Origin of the sequence: Bradyrhizobium roseum, assembly GCF_030413175.1 — a bacterium.
GTDB lineage: Bacteria > Pseudomonadota > Alphaproteobacteria > Rhizobiales > Xanthobacteraceae > Bradyrhizobium > Bradyrhizobium roseum.
This window is the reverse complement of record NZ_CP129212.1, coordinates 4,132,587-4,148,809: the sequence shown is the minus strand read 5'-3', so window position 1 is coordinate 4,148,809 and position 16,223 is coordinate 4,132,587. Positions and strand designations below refer to the sequence as shown.

Sequence of the window (16,223 nt, the reverse complement as noted above, 5' to 3'; positions counted from 1 at the left end):
GATGACCCGCATAAGGCCATGGACATGCCAAAGTAGCATTGCTCAGGAGGGTTAATGCGGACATGCACCAGCGACGGCGGTATGTCCGTTAATGGAGGCAGAGCGGACGCGGGTCCGTGCTCCTCTCCACCGTCGCTTGCGACTCAAGGCGGACAGGCCCGGCGCGGTGGCCGCGCAAAAATGGTAGCCGATCTCCCAAGCCTGCGCCAACTCGCAGCGGACCGTTGAGCACGGTGCCCTGATAGAGCGTCGCAGAACTAGCAGTTAAAGGGCTGGGATAATGTCCGGCTTTCAAGCCTAGCTGTAGTGTGCCGCTCGCGACACAAACGGCTCGACGCTTTTTTCCTTCCGAGGCGGAGCCGACAAACGCCCTTCATCCGTCGGATTGGTTTCTGGCTTCTCTGGTTTCGTCTTCTCAGCTTCGGACATGGTAGCTCCCCAGCGCACAACGCGCGGTAGTCGTCGCGCAATTTGCACATCTCGGCAAACGAAAAACGCCGTTTATCCAACAGTATAAATACGGTGCTCATCAACGCGTGACAACGAGGGAAGCGAGGCGGATCCGCGATCGATCTCGACGGCCGACCGTCTGAAATGACATGCTATCGCGTAGAAGACATGCGAAAGCCGCTGGAGCGTGAGCTGGGACGTGATGACTTCATGAAGGTATGGAACAGAATTATTTCTCGGCGTCTGTGATCGCCGTAACGATCGGCCCAAGCAGCGCTCAGCGAATCAGATCCGTTGATCGACATTGATTGCTCCGCCTACGTGCGGCGAGACGACGGGAGTGGGCCGTTCGTTATCGGAACGAGGTTGTGCTCGGTAGCAATGGCAGAACGGACGTTATGCCGGGACACGATACGCAGGCGGTGGAGTTGCCGCTGGCTCGCAACTCCACAACGTCCTCAACGCGACGTGCGGTCGACTGAAGAAATAAGGATGAGCCTACGACGAGCCATCGGGCGGACAACCGCTCCCAACCGTTGACAACTGCCGCTGGCCCGAGGCTGTCTAGCTCAATGCTTGCCCACGCGTCGGCAGTCGAGGGAAGACCGGAAGCGGCTCGCAGCGGCCTCGACTACCGATTTACGAATGGCGATCCGTCCTTCAAGCAAAGAAGCCGTAGTTGATCTTCCAACCAGTGCTCTTTTCCAGTTCTTCGTATAGAGCGTCGAAGCCCCCCGTTCTGCCATAGCCAGTCGCGCTGACATATCGAACGGGCCCACTCGTCTCGAAATAGAATTCAATCGCGCCGCCGCCCAAATTCTCCGCACGCTCCCAAGAGCCGTTGCAACAGGGGTAGCGTCCGTCTACTCCGAACAAGGTGAGCCAGAGCCGCAGCGTAAGCGACATGTGTTTTCGAGCCTCGATCGCACCTAGCGGTTCCTCAGCTAGATAGACAAACCGCACTCCAGGAAAAACCCGGCTAAGCTGCAGCTGAACTTCAGCCACACTGCCCAGTGCAGTCCGGTCCGGTTTGCGGATCACTCCACGCAACGACATCTGGCACCTCGGCTTTCGTGCGCTCTCCTAAGCGCGAGTCAGTGTCACCCAGTCATTGCCGTACCGGGGCGGTCGATCCCTCTTGCCCAAGTGGCGGCCTGTCAACAACATGGACTTCCGCAGTTGGCCCTCAACAGAACTCCTGAGCGGCCCGGCCGATGTCGGTTGCTGGGAGACAAGCTGATGTAGCTTGGTTGCCGCCTGAAGTCGCGCTTTGACCCATCGCGATATGTTGCGCCGCCGCGCGAACTCGGTTGCTACACGGGCGGAGCGGATTGACGTTGTCGCATCCGCCGCCGAGATGCTCTGCTGACAGTCTGCTATCCCGAAAATTAGCGACTCCCGCGAATTAATGATAATCTTCGGTTCCAGCACCGGACCTTGCGGGCAGCCATGGTCGTGCCGCAAAGTGATGGTCGGACAAATGCTTGCAGTTGAAAGCGGAGCCAGGATCTAGCGTGCGGCGCGGAATCACCGATCGAAAGTCATTGCTGACGTTGTTGCTGCTCGGACCCGCGCTCGCGGGCTGTTCGGGCGCGTCCGAGCTGATGTCGAAGGATGCCGACTGGTTCTCGCGCACCGGGCGCGTGTTCATCCGCAACGTTTCGATCGAGACGCCGCCGCTCAGCCCGGAAAAGGCCGTGACGCCGGACCAACTCGTCGCCGCCGATGGCGGCTGTCCCGGCATGGCGCCGCCCGGTGGCGGCGCCAACGCGCTGGCGGACGGCGCCGCCGGAAGCCCACCGTCGACGAGCGGGACGGTGGCGCTGGGCCACACCGAATGCGATGTCGTGCGTGGCATCGGTGCGCCCGACAATGTCAGCCTGTCCAACAATGCGCGCGGCGATCGCGTGGCGGTCGTCAATTATTCGCGCGGCCAGCGGGCCGGAATCTACACGTTTACCGCGGGCCGCCTGACCTCGATCGAGCGCGCGCCCGAGGCCGCTGGGCCTGCCAAAGGCGGCAAGCCGAAGAAGAAGTCGGCCGGGTAGTCTCGTAGCGGTCATCCATCTTCGGCGCCTGGCCGCGGACGTACTTTCGGGTGAATCAAGATTCATCAATAAAGTGCATAGAGATCAATTATTTATTGTCATAGGTAAGGCCTTCTGAGGCCATGTCCTTGCTACTTTGCATGGGGTTGTTTTCGATGTTTTGTGTCCGGCCCCGGAACCGAGCGGCGCAGTCAGTCTAACCGGCCGCTTCGTCGAATTCCGAACTCGCTTCTAGCCAGGCTTCCTCGGCCCGCCGCAGCGCGCTTTCGGCGCCGGCGCGCGCCTTGCTGAGCTGTGCGGCCTGCTTGGGGTCGCGCTTGAACAGGTCGGGCAGGGCGAGCGCGGTGTCGATCTTGGCGATGATGCCGTTGATGCGCTCGATCTCGGCCTCGGCTTCCGCGACCCGCTGTTTCGGCGACGTTCGCTTTTCGCCCTTCACACGCTCCGGCTTGACGGCCTCTTTCGGCCGCTCGCGCGAGCTGCGGGTGTCGCCGATCGACAGCACCATCCTGCGGTAGTCGTCGAGGTCGCCGTCATAGGCGGTCACGGTGTGGTTGGCGACCACCCACAATTGATCGGCGCAGGCTTCGATCAGGTAGCGGTCATGCGAGACCATGATGACGGCCCCGGGAAACTCGTTGATCGCTTCCGCCAGCGCCGCGCGGCTGTCGATGTCCAGATGGTTGGTCGGCTCGTCGAGGATGATCATGTTCGGGCCGTAGAAGGTGGCAAGCCCGAGCAGCAGCCGCGCCTTCTCGCCGCCCGACAGGCTCTTGACCAGGGTGTCGCCGGCCTTGCCGGAAAACCCGATCGCGCCGACGCGGCCGCGCACCTTCGACTCCGGCGCATCGGGCATCAGTTTGCGCACGTGATCGTAGGGCGAGCCGTCGAGGTTGAGCTCGTCGACCTGATGCTGCGCGAAATAGCCGACCGAGAGCTTGTCCGCCCGCGTGACCCGCCCCGAGAACGGCGCCAGCTTGTTGGCCAACAGCTTGACCAGCGTCGACTTGCCGTTGCCGTTGGAGCCGAGCAGGGCGATGCGGTCCTCGGTGTCGATCCGCAGCGTGACGCGGTTGAGCACCGGCTTTTTCGGATCATAGCCGACCGAGACGTCGTCGACGGCGATGATCGGCGGGGATAGCGTTTTCTCCGGCGTCGGGAAGCTGATCTCACGCACGTCCTGCGTCACCAGCGCGGTGACCGGTTTCATCCGTTCCAGCATCTTGACGCGGGATTGCGCCTGGCGGGCCTTCGAGGCCTTGGCCTTGAAGCGGTCGACAAAGGCCTGCAGCCGCTTGCGTTCGTCGGCCTGGCGCTTGGCATGCTTGGCGTCGAGCATCTCGCGGGTGGCGCGCTGTTCCTCGAACGAGGAATAGCTGCCCTTGTAGAGCGTCAGCTTGCCGCGATCGAGGTGCAGGATCTGGTCGACCGACGTCTCGAGCAGGTCGCGGTCGTGGCTGATCACGATCACGGTGCGCGGGTAGTTGGCCAGATGGTCCTCCAGCCACAGCGTGCCTTCGAGGTCGAGATAGTTGGTGGGCTCGTCGAGCAGCAGCAAGTCCGGTGCCGAGAACAGCGTCGCCGCCAGCGCCACCCGCATGCGCCAGCCGCCGGAGAATTCCGAGCACGGCCGCGCCTGGTCGGCGGTGGAGAATCCAAGCCCGCTCAGGATCGCCGCCGCCCGGGCTGGCGCCGAATGCGCATCGATATCGACCAGCCGGGTCTGGATCTCCGCGATCCGGTGCGGATCCTCGGCCGTATCGGCTTCTTCGAGCAGCGCGTCGCGCTCGAGATCGGCCTTCAGCACGACATTGATCAGGCTTTCCGGCCCGTCCGGCGCCTCCTGGGCAAGGCTGCCGATGCGCCAGCGCGGCGGCAGCGTGATGCTGCCGGATTCGATCGGCAGGTCGCCGCGGATGGCATGAAACAGCGTCGATTTGCCGACGCCGTTGCGGCCGACGAAGCCGACGCGGGCGCCCGGCACGATCTGCACCGTGCTGTCGTCGATCAGAAGCCGCCCGGCAATGCGGACCGAAATATCCGTGATGGAAAGCATCCGGCCTTGTCACCGGACCCGCCGCCAAACGCAACCCATTAATCGGTCAAATCGGCGTTCTGGCAGGGCTCAATGCATTTCACCGTCGCGGCGGCGGAGTTCGTCGATCAATTCGCGCAGGCGCGGCGACAGCTCGGTCTCGGGTCGAAAGCGCTGCTGCAGCCGTTCGCCGATCGCGCCGCAGATCGACACGCAGGTCTTGTGATCAATGTGTTCGGTATCGGGTTCGATGCGGGATTCCATGGTTTATGTACCAATTCCGCCTCGCAGCACGGGCAAGGCTTGAGTGACAATTCACCAAGTCAAGTCACAACGGCGACATTGGTTTCCGGGCACGACGACATGGCTTCATCCGCAGGTAGTCGAACGCGATCGTGTATGCGGATTTGGAAAGTCCGGTTCCATGGACACAAAAAAGCCCCGGCGTGGGTCGCCGGGGCATCAGTCTGGGGGGAGGTTCGGATCAGGTCAGTAGCAGCGGTTCACCAGCCGCCAGCGCGGACCCCAGGGGGTGGGAACCAGCCGCCGCGCATAGCAGCCGCCATATCCGCCGCCGTAATAGGCCGGGCCGCCGATGAAGACGCGGGGGCCACCCCAGCCGTGATAGCGATGATGATGATGATGGTGATGATGCCACCCGCCATGGTGCCAGCCGCCCCCGGCGGACGCCTGCGTCGGCGCCAGCGCCGCCGCACCCAGCGCAGCCGCGGCCACTGCAACGAGCGAGAGTTTACGCAACATGATCGTCTCCTGATAGTTTCGGCGCCCAATGGCGCCATCCGTGAGATCGGGTCCCGGACGCCTGGGGCCGGCGGATGCCCATGCCCTGCGTTCGATCGGCCGTAAGTCTACGGGTGCAAAGCTGAACACAGCCGGCACGGCGTCTTCAGGAAGCGTTCACGTCGGTAAAATCGCGGTAATCTTCGGTTTACCGCATGCCTCCGCTGCACCAAAACACCCCAAAAAGGGCTGTCAGCGCGTCACACGATCGCTTGCCGTTCCGGGGTGGCGCCGATATAAGCCCCGCAACTCTCCAATCAGCGTTTTGCAAGGAAGAACAAATGGCGATTGAACGCACTTTCTCGATCATCAAACCGGACGCGACCGAGCGCAATCTGACCGGCGCCGTCAACGCGCTGATCGAGAAGGCGGGGCTCCGTATCGTGGCCCAGAAGCGCATTCGCATGACCCGCGAACAGGCTGAAACGTTCTACGCCGTGCACAAGGCCCGTCCGTTCTTCGGCGAACTGGTCGACTTCATGACCTCGGGTCCGGTCGTGGTGCAGGTGCTGCAAGGCGAGGGGGCCGTGCTGAAATATCGCGACGTGATGGGCGCGACCGATCCGTCGAAGGCCGCAGACGGCACGATCCGCAAGGTCCATGCGAAGTCGATCGGCGAGAACTCGGTGCACGGTTCGGACGCACCGGAGACCGCCGCGATCGAGATTGCGCAGTTCTTCTCAGGAAACGAAATCGTCGGTTGATCGTAGACGCGGCGCGCCTGGCCGCGCAACGGCCGGACGGCCGTGGGGGAGGAACGCTGTGGACTGGCTGTTGAATATTCTTGATCCTGCAAACATTTCGGCGTTCTTCACCCAATTCCAGGCCGAGATGCAGCAGCCCGCCTTCTGGGTCGCGCTCGGCAAGATCATGTGGATCAACATCCTGCTGTCGGGCGACAACGCACTCGTCATCGCGATGGCGTGCCGTGGCTTGCCGCCGCGGCAGCGGTTCTGGGGCATGGTGCTCGGCGCCGGCGTCGCCGTCTTCCTGCGCATCATCTTCACCGGCATCGTCGTGACCCTGATGGGGTTGCCCTTCCTCAAGCTGGTCGGCGGATTGGCGCTGCTGGTGATCGCGGCAAAACTGCTGGTGCCCGAACATGAGGATGAAGGCGGCGTCGATGCGGCCGCGCATCTGTGGGCCGCCGTTCAGATCGTGGCGATTGCCGACATCGTCATGAGCCTCGACAACGTCATCGCGGTGGCCGCGGCGGCCAATGGCAGCATCCCGCTGCTGGTCATCGGCCTTGCCATCAGTGTTCCGCTGATCGTTGCCGGCGCCGCGCTGATCATGGCGTTGCTGACGCGCCTGCCGGCATTGGTGTGGGCCGGCGCGGGCCTGCTCGGCTGGATCGCCGGCGAGGTGATGGCGACGGATCCGGCGCTGCAGCCGACGCTGCATGCGTTCTTCAACGGTCCGGTCGGTACCGGCCTCGATGGCGTCCTCAAGTCGATCGGCATGGCGCCGCAGTTCACCAATAACGGGCATGGCGGCGAGGTGGTGCTTGGACTGATCGGCATCGCGGTCGTGCTCGTCGCCGGGTCGATCTGGCGCCGGCGCAAGTTGCAGGGCGCCGAGCACTCCGCGCCGGCGTAGCGATCAACGCGGCAAGCGGTAATCGGCAACTCTCGGCAGAGCCTATTTGGGGCTCTGCAAGCCGGGCGACGACAACCAGCGGTCGATGGCCGCCGCGGACTCGGTTGAGACCGCCGTTTCCAGCAGACGATCACGTTCATCCCCCGGCGGCAGGCCGGCGGCCTTTTCGCGGGCATCAACGGCAATTTGCTTGAGCCGCTCCTGGAGCGGCTCCGGCGGGCGGCTGCGGTTGCGCTTTTTCTTCATGGTAAAACTCCGTGTTGGTGATGATCCTCGCATGCCGGGCGTGGGCCTTCCTTAACCTTTGTTGGAACCGGCTTCGGTCCGCGTCGTTCCGTTCAGGTAGATCGTAACTTGAGGAGATGCGGGCTTGGACCGGGAGCTGGTTTTGACAGCCCTGTTTCGGCGACTCAAAACCGTCACAGGGCTGGACGAAGCGGATATCGCCGCGATCCGTGCGCTTCCGATCAACGTGCGCCATTGGGAGCCGGGACGGACGATCGCGGCCGACGGAAGCCGACCCTCGGAATGCGTCCTCGTCATCGAGGGGTTTTGCGTTCGCGCCAAAACGACCGTCACCGGGCAGCGTCAAATTCTCTCGATCCATATTCCCGGCGAGATACCCGACCTGCAGAGCCTGCATCTGCACCGGATGGACCACGATCTGGTCGCGATGGTTCCCTCGACGCTGGGCTTCATCGCGCACACGTCGCTGCGCGCCATGACGCGGGCAAATCCAAACCTCGCCGAGGTGTTCTGGCGCGACACGCTGATCGATGCTGCGATATTTCGCGAGTGGATCGTCAATGTCGGTCAGCGGCCGGCCGCCAGCCGACTGGCCCACACCGTTGTCGAACTTCGCCAACGCCTTGCAGTGATCGGCCGCGAGGCGGGCGACACGTTCGACATGCCGCTGACGCAAGAACAGATCAGCGAGGCGCTGGGTATCACGCCGGTGCACGCCAATCGCATCATCCGGCAACTTCGCGACGACGGCATCGTCGACATCAGCCGCGGGCGCGTGACCGTGCTCGACGAGGCGAAACTTGCGGAACTCGCGCAATTCGACGACCGCTATCTCCACCAGGATCCGTCGGTTTAGAGCGCGAGCCGATGCACGGCGATTTGTTTGCGAGCGAGGAACGATCTGGCACCAGCAAGACTTGTTCAGGGTGTTCCAGGGATAGGCACATCATGCTTCAAAGCGGGGCTGCCGCTGCATCCCGATGCGGGAACGTGTTGGCAGCCGCAGCTTTTGGTCACGGCCGTCATGAAGGACTTTTCCCATGCGTCGTTTCCGCCCGAGGTGATCTCGGTAATGGAGGCCGCACTTGACGCCGCAGTGGCCTCGCTCCCCGAACCGGTCCATTCCAGCCACGTTCAAGCCATCGCCGAAGCGATTTTGCGCGAAGCCCATCGCGGCGAGCGCAATCCCGTCGTCCTGCAACGACTGCCACTGATGGAATTGCAACTGGCGCGGCGCTGACAGCTCCACGATCGGCAGCGCCCGCCGCCGCGGCGCCGATTGATTTTGCCGCCGCGGGATTCCATACAGTTTGCCATGACCGAACCGTTATTGGGACGCAGCGTCAACCGGCTCGAAGACGAGCGCTTCGTGCGGGGGCGCGGGCGCTATGTCGCCGACCTCATGGCGCCGGAGGCCCTGCATGGCGTGGTGGTTCGATCGCCGCACGCGCATGCGCGGATCGTCGCGATCGATGCCGATGCGGCGCGCCAAATGCCCGGCGTCGCGGCCGTGCTCACCGGGCAGGATTTGGCCGCCGACGATCTTGGCCCGCTACCCTGCGCGGTGACAACAGTACCGATGACGACGCCGCTGGTGGTGCCGCCCTGTTACGCGCTGGCGCGCGATACCGTTCGCTATGTCGGTGAACCCGTTGCTTTCGTCGTTGCCGAAACTGAAGGGGCCGCGCGCGATGCTGCAGAGGCCGTTGTCGTCGACTATGCGCCGCTGCCGCCGGTGGTGGCGATCGCGGATGCCGTTCAACCGAATACCCCTGCGGTCTGGCCGGAAGCGCGGGGCAACATCGGCTTCCGGTTCAACCGTGGCGAGATCGGCCCGGTGGAAGCCGCGATCCGCGACGCCGCCCACGTGGTCGAATGCGAGCTCGTCAATAACCGCGTCGTCGCCGCGCCGATGGAGACGCGCGGCGCGCTGGGGGAGTTCGATGCGGCGAGCAGCCGTCTGCACCTGACCGCCTCGGCCGCCGGCGCGCACGCGATCCGCGACCTGCTGGCCGACGGCGTGTTCCGCATCGGCAGGGATAAGCTTCGTGTCAGCATTCCCGACGTCGGCGGCGGTTTCGGAATGAAGAACGTGCTCTACCCGGAATGGGTGCTGGTGCTGTGGGCGGCGCGCCGGCTCGGCCGGCAGGTCGCGTGGATCGGCGATCGCAGCGAGGACTTTACCGGCTCCGTCCATGGCCGCGACAGCCTGATCCGCGCGCGCCTCGCGCTTGATGGCGATGGCCGCTTCCTCGCGCTCGAAACCAAGGTTCTCGCCAATCTCGGCGCCTACGTCTCGACGGTGGCGCCGGTCGTGCCAACGATGGCGATGGCGAGCGCGATGGGCGGGGTCTACGCCATTCCGCTGATCGCCTTTCAGTCGAGCGGCGTGTTCACCCACACGACCCCGGTCGATGCCTATCGCGGCGCCGGCAAGCCCGAGGCGAACTACCTGATCGAGCGCTGCATCGATATCGCAGCCGCGCAGCTCGGCCTGGATCCCCTGAAACTGCGGCGCAAGAACATCTTTCGACGCTTTCCCTATGCCAGCGCGATGGGGCTTACGGTCGAGCAGGGCCGTTTTGCCCATGCGATCGATCACGCAGCCAAGGCCGCTGCGGGCTTCGAGGCGCGCCGCCGCGCCTCCCGCAAGCAGGGCAGGCTCCGTGGCCTCGGCTATGCGTGTTTCCTCGAAACCGCGCGCGGCACGCCCAACGAGGTGGCGGAGGTGCGTGTCGGTGACGACGGCCGGATTGATCTGATGGTTGGCACGCATTCCAACGGCCAAGGACATGAGACCACGTACGCACAGATCGCTGCCGATGCGTTCGGCCTGCCGGCGGAGCGTTTTCGATTCCGGCAGGGTGATACGGACGATCTGGACTCCGGCGGCGGGCACGGCGGGGCTCGCTCGATGCATCAGGGCGGCACCGCGCTGTTGATGGCCGCCGAAGGCGTCATCGAGAACGCGCGGCGGCTGGCTGCCCGCCTGCTGCAGGCAAGTGTGGAAGCGGTTCGCTACGAGGCAGGGATGTTGCGCGTGGCGGCGACCGGGCAGGAGATCAGCCTCGAGGAAGTGGCGCGCGCCTCTCGTCAGACGCCTGGCGATGACGTCGCGCCCGGGCTGGCGCACCGGGCAACCCATCTGTGCGACCGCTACACCTTTCCCAATGGCTGCCACGTCGCCGAAGTCGAGATCGATCCTGAGACCGGCAAGGTCAGGCTGGACCGCTACGTCATCTTTGATGACTACGGCCGGCTGCTCGATCCGCGGCAGACGCTCGGTCAGGTTCATGGCGGCGTGGTGCAGGGCATCGGGCAGGCGCTGTTCGAGCACGCGCTGTTCGATCCGGAAACCGGACAGAACCTGTCGGGCTCGCTGATGGATTACGCGTTGCCGCGCGCCGACGATATTCCCTTTTTCGAGGGCGATTTGACCGACGACTTTCCCAGCCGCGCCAACCGTCTCGGCGTGAAGGGAAGCGGCCAGGCCGGCGCCATCGCCGCCCCCGCCACCATCATGAACGCCGTAGTCAACGCGCTGGCACCGCTCGGCGTGAAGCGTCTCGACATGCCTGCAACGTCCGCCCGAATCTGGCAGGCGATCCGGGCGGCTGGATCGCAAACATCTGACTGAAGCTACCTTGGCGTGGCGGTGCGCCTGCTCGGCCCGCCGACGCGTTGGCATTCGTCAGCGGGTGCAAGCTGCCCCAATCAGAGTTCCGTCCCTTTGCTTTACGACAAGCGCGCTTGACAGCATAAAATTGTATGCCGCGTTACTAAACTCTTGCGTTGTGTCGGGAGCAGCACATTATGTCGCCACCAGCGCCGCGTTGCACAACGCCCGGAGGGCGCAATGCAAGACTTCATCCACGACGAAAATATCATTCGATATCGCAAGCTTATTGCGATCGCCGAAAGCGATCCGACTCGCGACGAGGCGCGTTATCAAATGCTGTTGCGGCTGCTCGCTGATGAAGTGGCCAAGGATGCGCAGCCGATGCCCATGATCGGCAACACACTGTCGGACATAAAGAGTCGCGCCGAGAAACCGGGCTAAATGCCGTAACCGTCAGGCGCGGGTTGCACACTCGCCGATCGGCCGCTCGTCAAGCGCTCTTCGGTTTCTTTCGGGCCGCGCGCGCCGAAGCGTTCAATGCCGCCGCCTCGCGGATCAGCGCTTTCAGCGCCTTCTCATCGATCTTGTCGCCCTGATGGAAATCGATAGCGCGTCGGGTGTTGCCTTCGAGGCTCGAGTTGAAAAGGTCCGTCGGATCGTCCAGCGCGGCACCTTTGGCAAAGGTCATCTTCACGACGGCCTTGTAGGTCTCGCCGGTGCAGATAATGCCGTCGCGCTCCCATACCGGCACGCCGCGCCATTTCCACTCCTCGACGACGTCGGGGACGGCTTGCTTGATGATGCCGCGGATGCGCGCAAGCATCTCGCCGCGCCAGTCGTCCAGCTCCTGGATTCGTGCGTCGATGTGTTGGGCTGGAGTGTTGCCGCCTTTGGCGTCCTTTGTGCCGCGCTTCACGCTTGCCGGTGCCTTCGTCATGGCTGTCGTCTTTCGGATCACAGTCGTTCGCCGGGCAATTGGCTGGCTTGCTTCACCTATGCCGCAAGCTGAGCTTTGTCGAACCGTTCGTCTTCATGGATATCGAGGTAGCGCACTTCCTCGTGCCTGGATTCGCCTGATGTAAGAGGGCGAAACGAGGTGCCGCGGAAGAACGTCACTTTGACGTATTTTGTGATGCAGGGAAAGCTGAGGAACCAGCCGCCTTGATCCTCGACGCCATAAAACGGCGAATTCCATTTCACGGCCTTGCGCACGCCGGGGACGGTGCGCTCGATGAGGGCGTCGAGGTGCCGTCCGATGTCGCGTTTCCAGCCCGGCATGGCCGCGATGGAGGCCTGCACGGGAGCATCGCCGTCGCTCTTTGCGATCTGAGGATTGCCGCCTGAGAGGAGTGCGGGCGTTGCGGCGGGCCGCTTGGTGGCTGCCTTCCTTGCGGCCTTCCGATTTCGCAGACGTCTTGCCGGCCATGGCGTCACACCTGTCCGCTGATGCCGCGTGCCCCGCGCCGTTCGGCGGCATAGGGCATCGCGAACAGGTACAGACCGCGGAGCAGCAACACCAGCAGGCCCACCCAGGCGGCTTGCTTCTCCCAGTTCAGCGTATTCAGGCGCGAGGGCTAGGTCGCGCCGCTTGCGCGTGCCAATCGGCGCACCGGCCTTGCAGTTCGGGATGCTACGTATCGCCGACTATTTCGTCGACGATGCCGACGCTGTTCCTGACTCCCGGCGGTTCGGCCGTCTTACTTCCGCACGATCGATCCGGTGCGCCCGACCAGCCGCGCCAGTTGCTTGAAGCGGCTGCCGACACGGTCCGCGACGAGGTCGACCATGCGATGCTCGAACACCAGCATCAGCTTGCGGCCCTGCGAGCGAAAGTGCGTCGCGGGCAGTACGCCGGTGCGTGCCGCCGAAATCAGATGCGCGACGCGGAACGCGGCGCCGAGAAGCCGGGCGCGTTCATCCATCGCCGGTGGCACCAGCTCGCGGATCCGCGTCGGCGGTTCGTTTTCCTCGCTGAGGCCGGCGTAGCGATAAAACACCGACAGCGCGACGAAGGCGCGGCCCTGATGGCTGATCGAACCGAAATTGCCGTTGGTGATCAGGCTCAGCGTTTCTTCGCCGCGATGGTCGGGATGCACGCGCCAGCCGACATCGGAGAGCAGGCAGGCGGCGTGGCGCAGGCGGCGGTCTTCTGCGGTCTCGCGCAGCTTCACGACGCGCACCAGCCGATCGGTCCATGCGACCAGTTCCTCGGCATGGCGCGCCGAGCGTGACAGCAGCCCGTTCAGGGTCTGCGCGGCGCAGATGAAGCCGTCCTTGGCGCGCTCCTGCGGTGGCAGCATCTCGTAAAACAGGCCTTCGCGGACGCCAAACGTCGAGAACACGATGGTCTTCGGCCGGCCGACGCGGATGATGTATTCGAGCACCAGCGCGGCGTAAGTCAGCAGCGGACGCCGTGCGGCGGCGACCACTTCGATGTCGGCCAGCATGTTGGCGGCGGCCAGCCGGCGCAGGCGCCGGGCGAAGTCCAGCGCGTCTGCGGCTGGCAGCTCATAGCCGTGCATCACCCGCAGCGGATAGCCGCTCTGCACAATGTGGATCCGCGCCAGCGCGCGCCAGGTGCCGCCGACCGCGTAGAAGGTTCGGCCGCTTCCGGCCTTGAGCTGGGCCACGCCGGACAGGCCGTTGCTGACGATGCCCTCGGCGCGCTTCAGCGATTTCTGCGACAGGTCCTGCAGCGCCAGGCTGCCTAGCGGCAGCGTGACGCCGCTGCTGACACGGCCACGATGCACGTCGATCAGTTCGAGTGAGCCGCCGCCGAGATCGCCGACGATGCCATCGGGATTATGGATGCCGGAGACGACGCCGAGCGCGGAAAGTTTTGCTTCGCGCGGTCCGGAGAGAATTTGAATTTCGGCGCCGCAGATGCGCTCGGCCTTGACGATGAAATCGGGACCGTTCTTGGCGTCGCGGCAGGCAGCGGTGGCGATGGCGAAGACGCGCCCGACCTGCTGGATTTTGCACAACGCGCGGAAGCGCCGCAGCGCCGCCAGCGCTTTGGCAACCGCATCCTCGGCCAGCAGGCCGGTACTCTGCACCTCGCGGCCGAGTCCGCACAGCGCCTTCTCGTTGAAGACGGTGACGAGGCTGCGCGCCATCGTCTCATAGACAACGAGACGAACCGAGTTCGAACCGATGTCGATGACGGCAACGCTGGAAGCGCGCTTGCGCGGCCGCTTCACGGCCGCGGTCCGCTATGAGGATTGCTGGCGCTCGTTACGCCGCGTGAGCCGGCGCGGCGAAGATTCCTTGAGAGACTTTCCACGGCCAGACAGACTCGGATTCGTCATGAAATAGTTGTGCAGGTTGAACGGCTCTTCGCCTTTTGCGGCCTTCATACGCGTAGACGACCCATCCGGCAACAACTGCCAGCTCTGCTCGGTATCCTTCAGGTTGGCGACCATGATCTGTTCGAGAACCTGTTGATGTACCGTGGGATTTTGCAACGGACAGAGCACCTCGACGCGGCGGTCGAGGTTCCGCGGCATCATGTCGGCGGACGAGATATACACAGCCGCTTTGGCGCCCGGCAGGCCTTGCCCCATACCAAAGCAGTAGATTCGGGTGTGCTCCAGGAATCGGCCAATGATCGACTTGACCCGGATGTTGTCGGATAGCCCGGGAATGCCCGGCCGCAGGCAGCAGATGCCGCGGACCACCAGTTCGACCGTCACGCCGGCCTGCGAGGCCTCGTAAAGCGCGTCGATCACGTCGGGGTCGACCAGTGAGTTCATCTTCATCCAGATGACACCCGGCTTGCCGTGCCGGGCATGACTGGCCTCGCCCTTGATGTGTTCGATGATGCGCGTGCGCAGCGTCAGCGGCGACACCGCCATTCGCTCGATATCGCTCGGTTCGGCATAGCCAGTGATGTAGTTGAATACCCGTGCCGCGTCGCGGCCGATGATCGGGTCCGAGGTGAAGTAGGACAGATCGGTATAGATTCGCGCCGTCACCGGATGGTAGTTGCCGGTACCGGTATGAACATAGGTCGTGAGATTGCCGCCCTCGCGCCGCACCACCATCGACAGCTTGGCGTGGGTTTTCAGTTCGAGAAAGCCGTACACCACCTGCACGCCGGCGCGTTCGAGATCGCGCGCCCAGCGGATGTTGGCCTCCTCGTCGAACCGCGCCTTCAGTTCGATCAAGGCTGTCACGGACTTGCCGGCCTCGGCGGCCTCGGCGAGTGCGCGCACGATCGGCGAATTATTCGAGGTGCGATAGAGCGTCTGCTTGATGGCGACCACATCGGGGTCGCGCGCCGCCTGCTGCAGGAACTGCACGACCACGTCGAAGGATTCGTAGGGGTGATGGACGATCAGGTCCTTCTGGCGGATCGCCGCGAAAATGTCGCCGCCATGGTCGCGCACCCGTTCGGGATGCCGCGGCACATAAGGCGCAAATTCGAGGTCGGGCCGGTCGAGCCGGGTGAGCTGCGAAAGCTCGTTCATCGCCAGCACGCCGTCGACCAGAAATACTTCATCGTCGGCGGCGGAAAGCGCCTGCTGCACGAATCCGCGCAGCGCCTCCGGCATCTTGGCTTCCATCTCGAGGCGGATCACCGAACCACGCCGACGTCGCTTCAGTGCGCTCTCGAACAGCCGGACCAGATCCTCCGCCTCTTCCTCGATTTCGAGTTCGGAGTCGCGGATGATGCGGAAAGCGCCCTGGCCGTTGACGGTATAGCCGGGAAACAGACGGCCGATGAACAGGCCGGTGGCTTGCTCCAGCGGGATCAGGTTCACCGCGCCGTCCTTGCCGGCAGGCATGCGGATGAAGCGGTCGATCTTGCCCGGCATGCGGATCAGCGCGTTCATCGCCTTGCCGTCGGACACCCGCGCCAGCTGCAGCGCGATGGTGAAGCCGAGACTCGGGATGAACGGAAACGGGTGTGCCGGGTCGATTGCCAGCGGCGTCAGCAAGGGGAAGATGCTGCGGAGGAAATAATCCTCGAGCCAGCTGCGCTCGGCCTTGGTGAAGTCGTGGCCATCGACCAGCATGATGCGGGTTTCGGACAGGATGGCGCGCAGATCGCGCCAGATCGCTTGCTGGTCGGAGGCGAGTTCCGAAACCGTCTTGTTGATGAGGACCAGTTGCTCGGCCGGCGTCAGGCCATCGGGGCTGCGTTCGGCGATGCCCTCGCGAACCTGCGCCTTGATGCCGGCGACGCGGACCATGAAGAACTCATCAAGGTTATTGGCGGATATCGACAGGAACCGGACCCGCTCCAGCACCGGATGGCCCGGATTGACCGACTCCTCGAGCACCCGGCGGTTGAAATGCAGCCAGGAGAGTTCCCGGTTGATGAATCGCTCGGGGCTCGCGGCGATAGAATGTGGAGCTTCGGAAGTCGCCTCTTTTTCTTTTATTTCAATGGCTTGCGACGATTCCATAAGGCTTTTATCCA

At 63.9% G+C, this 16,223-nt stretch carries 16 protein-coding genes; 7 read left to right on the top strand and 9 right to left on the bottom strand.

Translation table 11 applies throughout. The features are described from left to right. Positions 1 to 1,110: 1,110 nt before the first annotated feature. The gene (locus tag QUH67_RS19990) at positions 1,111 to 1,506 is read right to left on the bottom strand and encodes a hypothetical protein (protein WP_300940588.1); all 396 of its coding nucleotides are present in this window, start codon (positions 1,504 to 1,506) and stop codon (positions 1,111 to 1,113) included. Between the two features lie 458 nt (positions 1,507 to 1,964). On the opposite strand from QUH67_RS19990, the gene QUH67_RS19985 reads away from it, so the two are divergent. Continuing rightward, positions 1,965 to 2,498: a hypothetical protein gene (locus QUH67_RS19985; protein ID WP_300940586.1), complete on the top strand. Its 534-nt coding sequence runs from the start codon at positions 1,965 to 1,967 to the stop codon at positions 2,496 to 2,498. A 196-nt stretch (positions 2,499 to 2,694) separates the two neighbouring features. Here QUH67_RS19985 and QUH67_RS19980 read toward each other — a convergent pair whose 3' ends face one another. The 3 genes from QUH67_RS19980 to QUH67_RS19970 all read right to left on the bottom strand — a co-directional run bounded on the left by QUH67_RS19980 (position 2,695) and on the right by QUH67_RS19970 (position 5,295). Then, the gene (locus QUH67_RS19980) at positions 2,695 to 4,554 is read right to left on the bottom strand and encodes an ABC-F family ATP-binding cassette domain-containing protein (protein ID WP_300940585.1); all 1,860 of its coding nucleotides are present in this window, start codon (positions 4,552 to 4,554) and stop codon (positions 2,695 to 2,697) included. A gap of 69 nt (positions 4,555 to 4,623) precedes the next feature. Further along, the gene (locus tag QUH67_RS19975) at positions 4,624 to 4,797 is read right to left on the bottom strand and encodes a hypothetical protein (protein WP_300940583.1); all 174 of its coding nucleotides are present in this window, start codon (positions 4,795 to 4,797) and stop codon (positions 4,624 to 4,626) included. A 225-nt stretch (positions 4,798 to 5,022) separates the two neighbouring features. Beyond that, complete coding sequence (locus tag QUH67_RS19970) at positions 5,023 to 5,295, bottom strand: sulfur globule protein precursor (protein ID WP_300940582.1); 273 nt, start codon at positions 5,293 to 5,295, stop codon at positions 5,023 to 5,025. 320 nt (positions 5,296 to 5,615) lie between these two features. Here QUH67_RS19970 and ndk point away from each other — a divergent pair, with 320 nt between their 5' ends. Next, a complete protein-coding gene (ndk, locus tag QUH67_RS19965) occupies positions 5,616 to 6,038 on the top strand; it encodes a nucleoside-diphosphate kinase (RefSeq protein WP_300940581.1) in 423 nt (140 codons plus the stop codon). Between the two features lie 58 nt (positions 6,039 to 6,096). Then, positions 6,097 to 6,933 carry a TerC family protein gene (locus tag QUH67_RS19960; protein WP_300940580.1) on the top strand — a complete coding sequence of 279 codons (837 nt, stop codon included), beginning with the start codon at positions 6,097 to 6,099 and terminating at the stop codon, positions 6,931 to 6,933. A 42-nt stretch (positions 6,934 to 6,975) separates the two neighbouring features. On the opposite strand, the gene QUH67_RS19955 is transcribed toward QUH67_RS19960, so the two are convergent. Then, complete coding sequence (locus tag QUH67_RS19955) at positions 6,976 to 7,179, bottom strand: hypothetical protein (protein WP_300940579.1); 204 nt, start codon at positions 7,177 to 7,179, stop codon at positions 6,976 to 6,978. Between the two features lie 142 nt (positions 7,180 to 7,321). On the opposite strand from QUH67_RS19955, the gene QUH67_RS19950 reads away from it, so the two are divergent. The 4 genes from QUH67_RS19950 to QUH67_RS19935 all read left to right on the top strand — a co-directional run bounded on the left by QUH67_RS19950 (position 7,322) and on the right by QUH67_RS19935 (position 11,239). Beyond that, on the top strand, positions 7,322 to 8,035 hold the full coding sequence (locus QUH67_RS19950) for a Crp/Fnr family transcriptional regulator (protein ID WP_300940577.1): 714 nt from the start codon (positions 7,322 to 7,324) through the stop codon (positions 8,033 to 8,035). A gap of 168 nt (positions 8,036 to 8,203) precedes the next feature. Further along, positions 8,204 to 8,419: a hypothetical protein gene (locus QUH67_RS19945; RefSeq protein WP_300948107.1), complete on the top strand. Its 216-nt coding sequence runs from the start codon at positions 8,204 to 8,206 to the stop codon at positions 8,417 to 8,419. A 75-nt stretch (positions 8,420 to 8,494) separates the two neighbouring features. Further along, positions 8,495 to 10,816 (top strand): xanthine dehydrogenase family protein molybdopterin-binding subunit, encoded by a 2,322-nt coding sequence (locus tag QUH67_RS19940; protein WP_300940576.1) that lies wholly within the window; start codon positions 8,495 to 8,497, stop codon positions 10,814 to 10,816. A 219-nt stretch (positions 10,817 to 11,035) separates the two neighbouring features. Continuing rightward, positions 11,036 to 11,239, top strand: a complete 204-nt coding sequence (locus tag QUH67_RS19935) for a hypothetical protein (RefSeq protein WP_300940575.1) — start codon at positions 11,036 to 11,038, stop codon at positions 11,237 to 11,239. Between the two features lie 49 nt (positions 11,240 to 11,288). Here the strand turns inward: QUH67_RS19935 and QUH67_RS19930 are convergent, their stop codons facing one another. The 4 genes from QUH67_RS19930 to QUH67_RS19915 form a co-directional block, all read right to left on the bottom strand. After that, entirely contained in the window at positions 11,289 to 11,735 is a 447-nt protein-coding gene (locus QUH67_RS19930) for a DUF1801 domain-containing protein (RefSeq protein ID WP_300940573.1), read from the bottom strand. Positions 11,736 to 11,791: 56 nt separating this feature from the next. Then, positions 11,792 to 12,097, bottom strand: a complete 306-nt coding sequence (locus QUH67_RS19925; protein ID WP_320416083.1) for a DUF1801 domain-containing protein — start codon at positions 12,095 to 12,097, stop codon at positions 11,792 to 11,794. Between the two features lie 398 nt (positions 12,098 to 12,495). Then, positions 12,496 to 13,998: an exopolyphosphatase gene (gene ppx, locus QUH67_RS19920; protein WP_300940572.1), complete on the bottom strand. Its 1,503-nt coding sequence runs from the start codon at positions 13,996 to 13,998 to the stop codon at positions 12,496 to 12,498. 12 nt (positions 13,999 to 14,010) lie between these two features. Then, positions 14,011 to 16,209 (bottom strand): RNA degradosome polyphosphate kinase, encoded by a 2,199-nt coding sequence (locus QUH67_RS19915; RefSeq protein WP_300940571.1) that lies wholly within the window; start codon positions 16,207 to 16,209, stop codon positions 14,011 to 14,013. Positions 16,210 to 16,223: the final 14 nt, after the last annotated feature.

What these genes read in the sequence shown, in the direction of transcription:
- ndk (WP_300940581.1), top strand. Translation starts at nt 5,616, where the DNA reads ATGGCGATTGAACGCACTTTCTCGATCATCAAACCGGACGCGACCGAG.
- QUH67_RS19975 (WP_300940583.1), bottom strand. Translation starts at nt 4,797, where the DNA reads ATGGAATCCCGCATCGAACCCGATACCGAACACATTGATCACAAGACC.
- QUH67_RS19955 (WP_300940579.1), bottom strand. Translation starts at nt 7,179, where the DNA reads ATGAAGAAAAAGCGCAACCGCAGCCGCCCGCCGGAGCCGCTCCAGGAG.
- QUH67_RS19980 (WP_300940585.1), bottom strand. Translation starts at nt 4,554, where the DNA reads ATGCTTTCCATCACGGATATTTCGGTCCGCATTGCCGGGCGGCTTCTG.
- QUH67_RS19990 (WP_300940588.1), bottom strand. Translation starts at nt 1,506, where the DNA reads ATGTCGTTGCGTGGAGTGATCCGCAAACCGGACCGGACTGCACTGGGC.
- QUH67_RS19935 (WP_300940575.1), top strand. Translation starts at nt 11,036, where the DNA reads ATGCAAGACTTCATCCACGACGAAAATATCATTCGATATCGCAAGCTT.
- QUH67_RS19915 (WP_300940571.1), bottom strand. Translation starts at nt 16,209, where the DNA reads ATGGAATCGTCGCAAGCCATTGAAATAAAAGAAAAAGAGGCGACTTCC.
- QUH67_RS19970 (WP_300940582.1), bottom strand. Translation starts at nt 5,295, where the DNA reads ATGTTGCGTAAACTCTCGCTCGTTGCAGTGGCCGCGGCTGCGCTGGGT.
- QUH67_RS19945 (WP_300948107.1), top strand. Translation starts at nt 8,204, where the DNA reads ATGAAGGACTTTTCCCATGCGTCGTTTCCGCCCGAGGTGATCTCGGTA.
- QUH67_RS19940 (WP_300940576.1), top strand. Translation starts at nt 8,495, where the DNA reads ATGACCGAACCGTTATTGGGACGCAGCGTCAACCGGCTCGAAGACGAG.
- QUH67_RS19930 (WP_300940573.1), bottom strand. Translation starts at nt 11,735, where the DNA reads ATGACGAAGGCACCGGCAAGCGTGAAGCGCGGCACAAAGGACGCCAAA.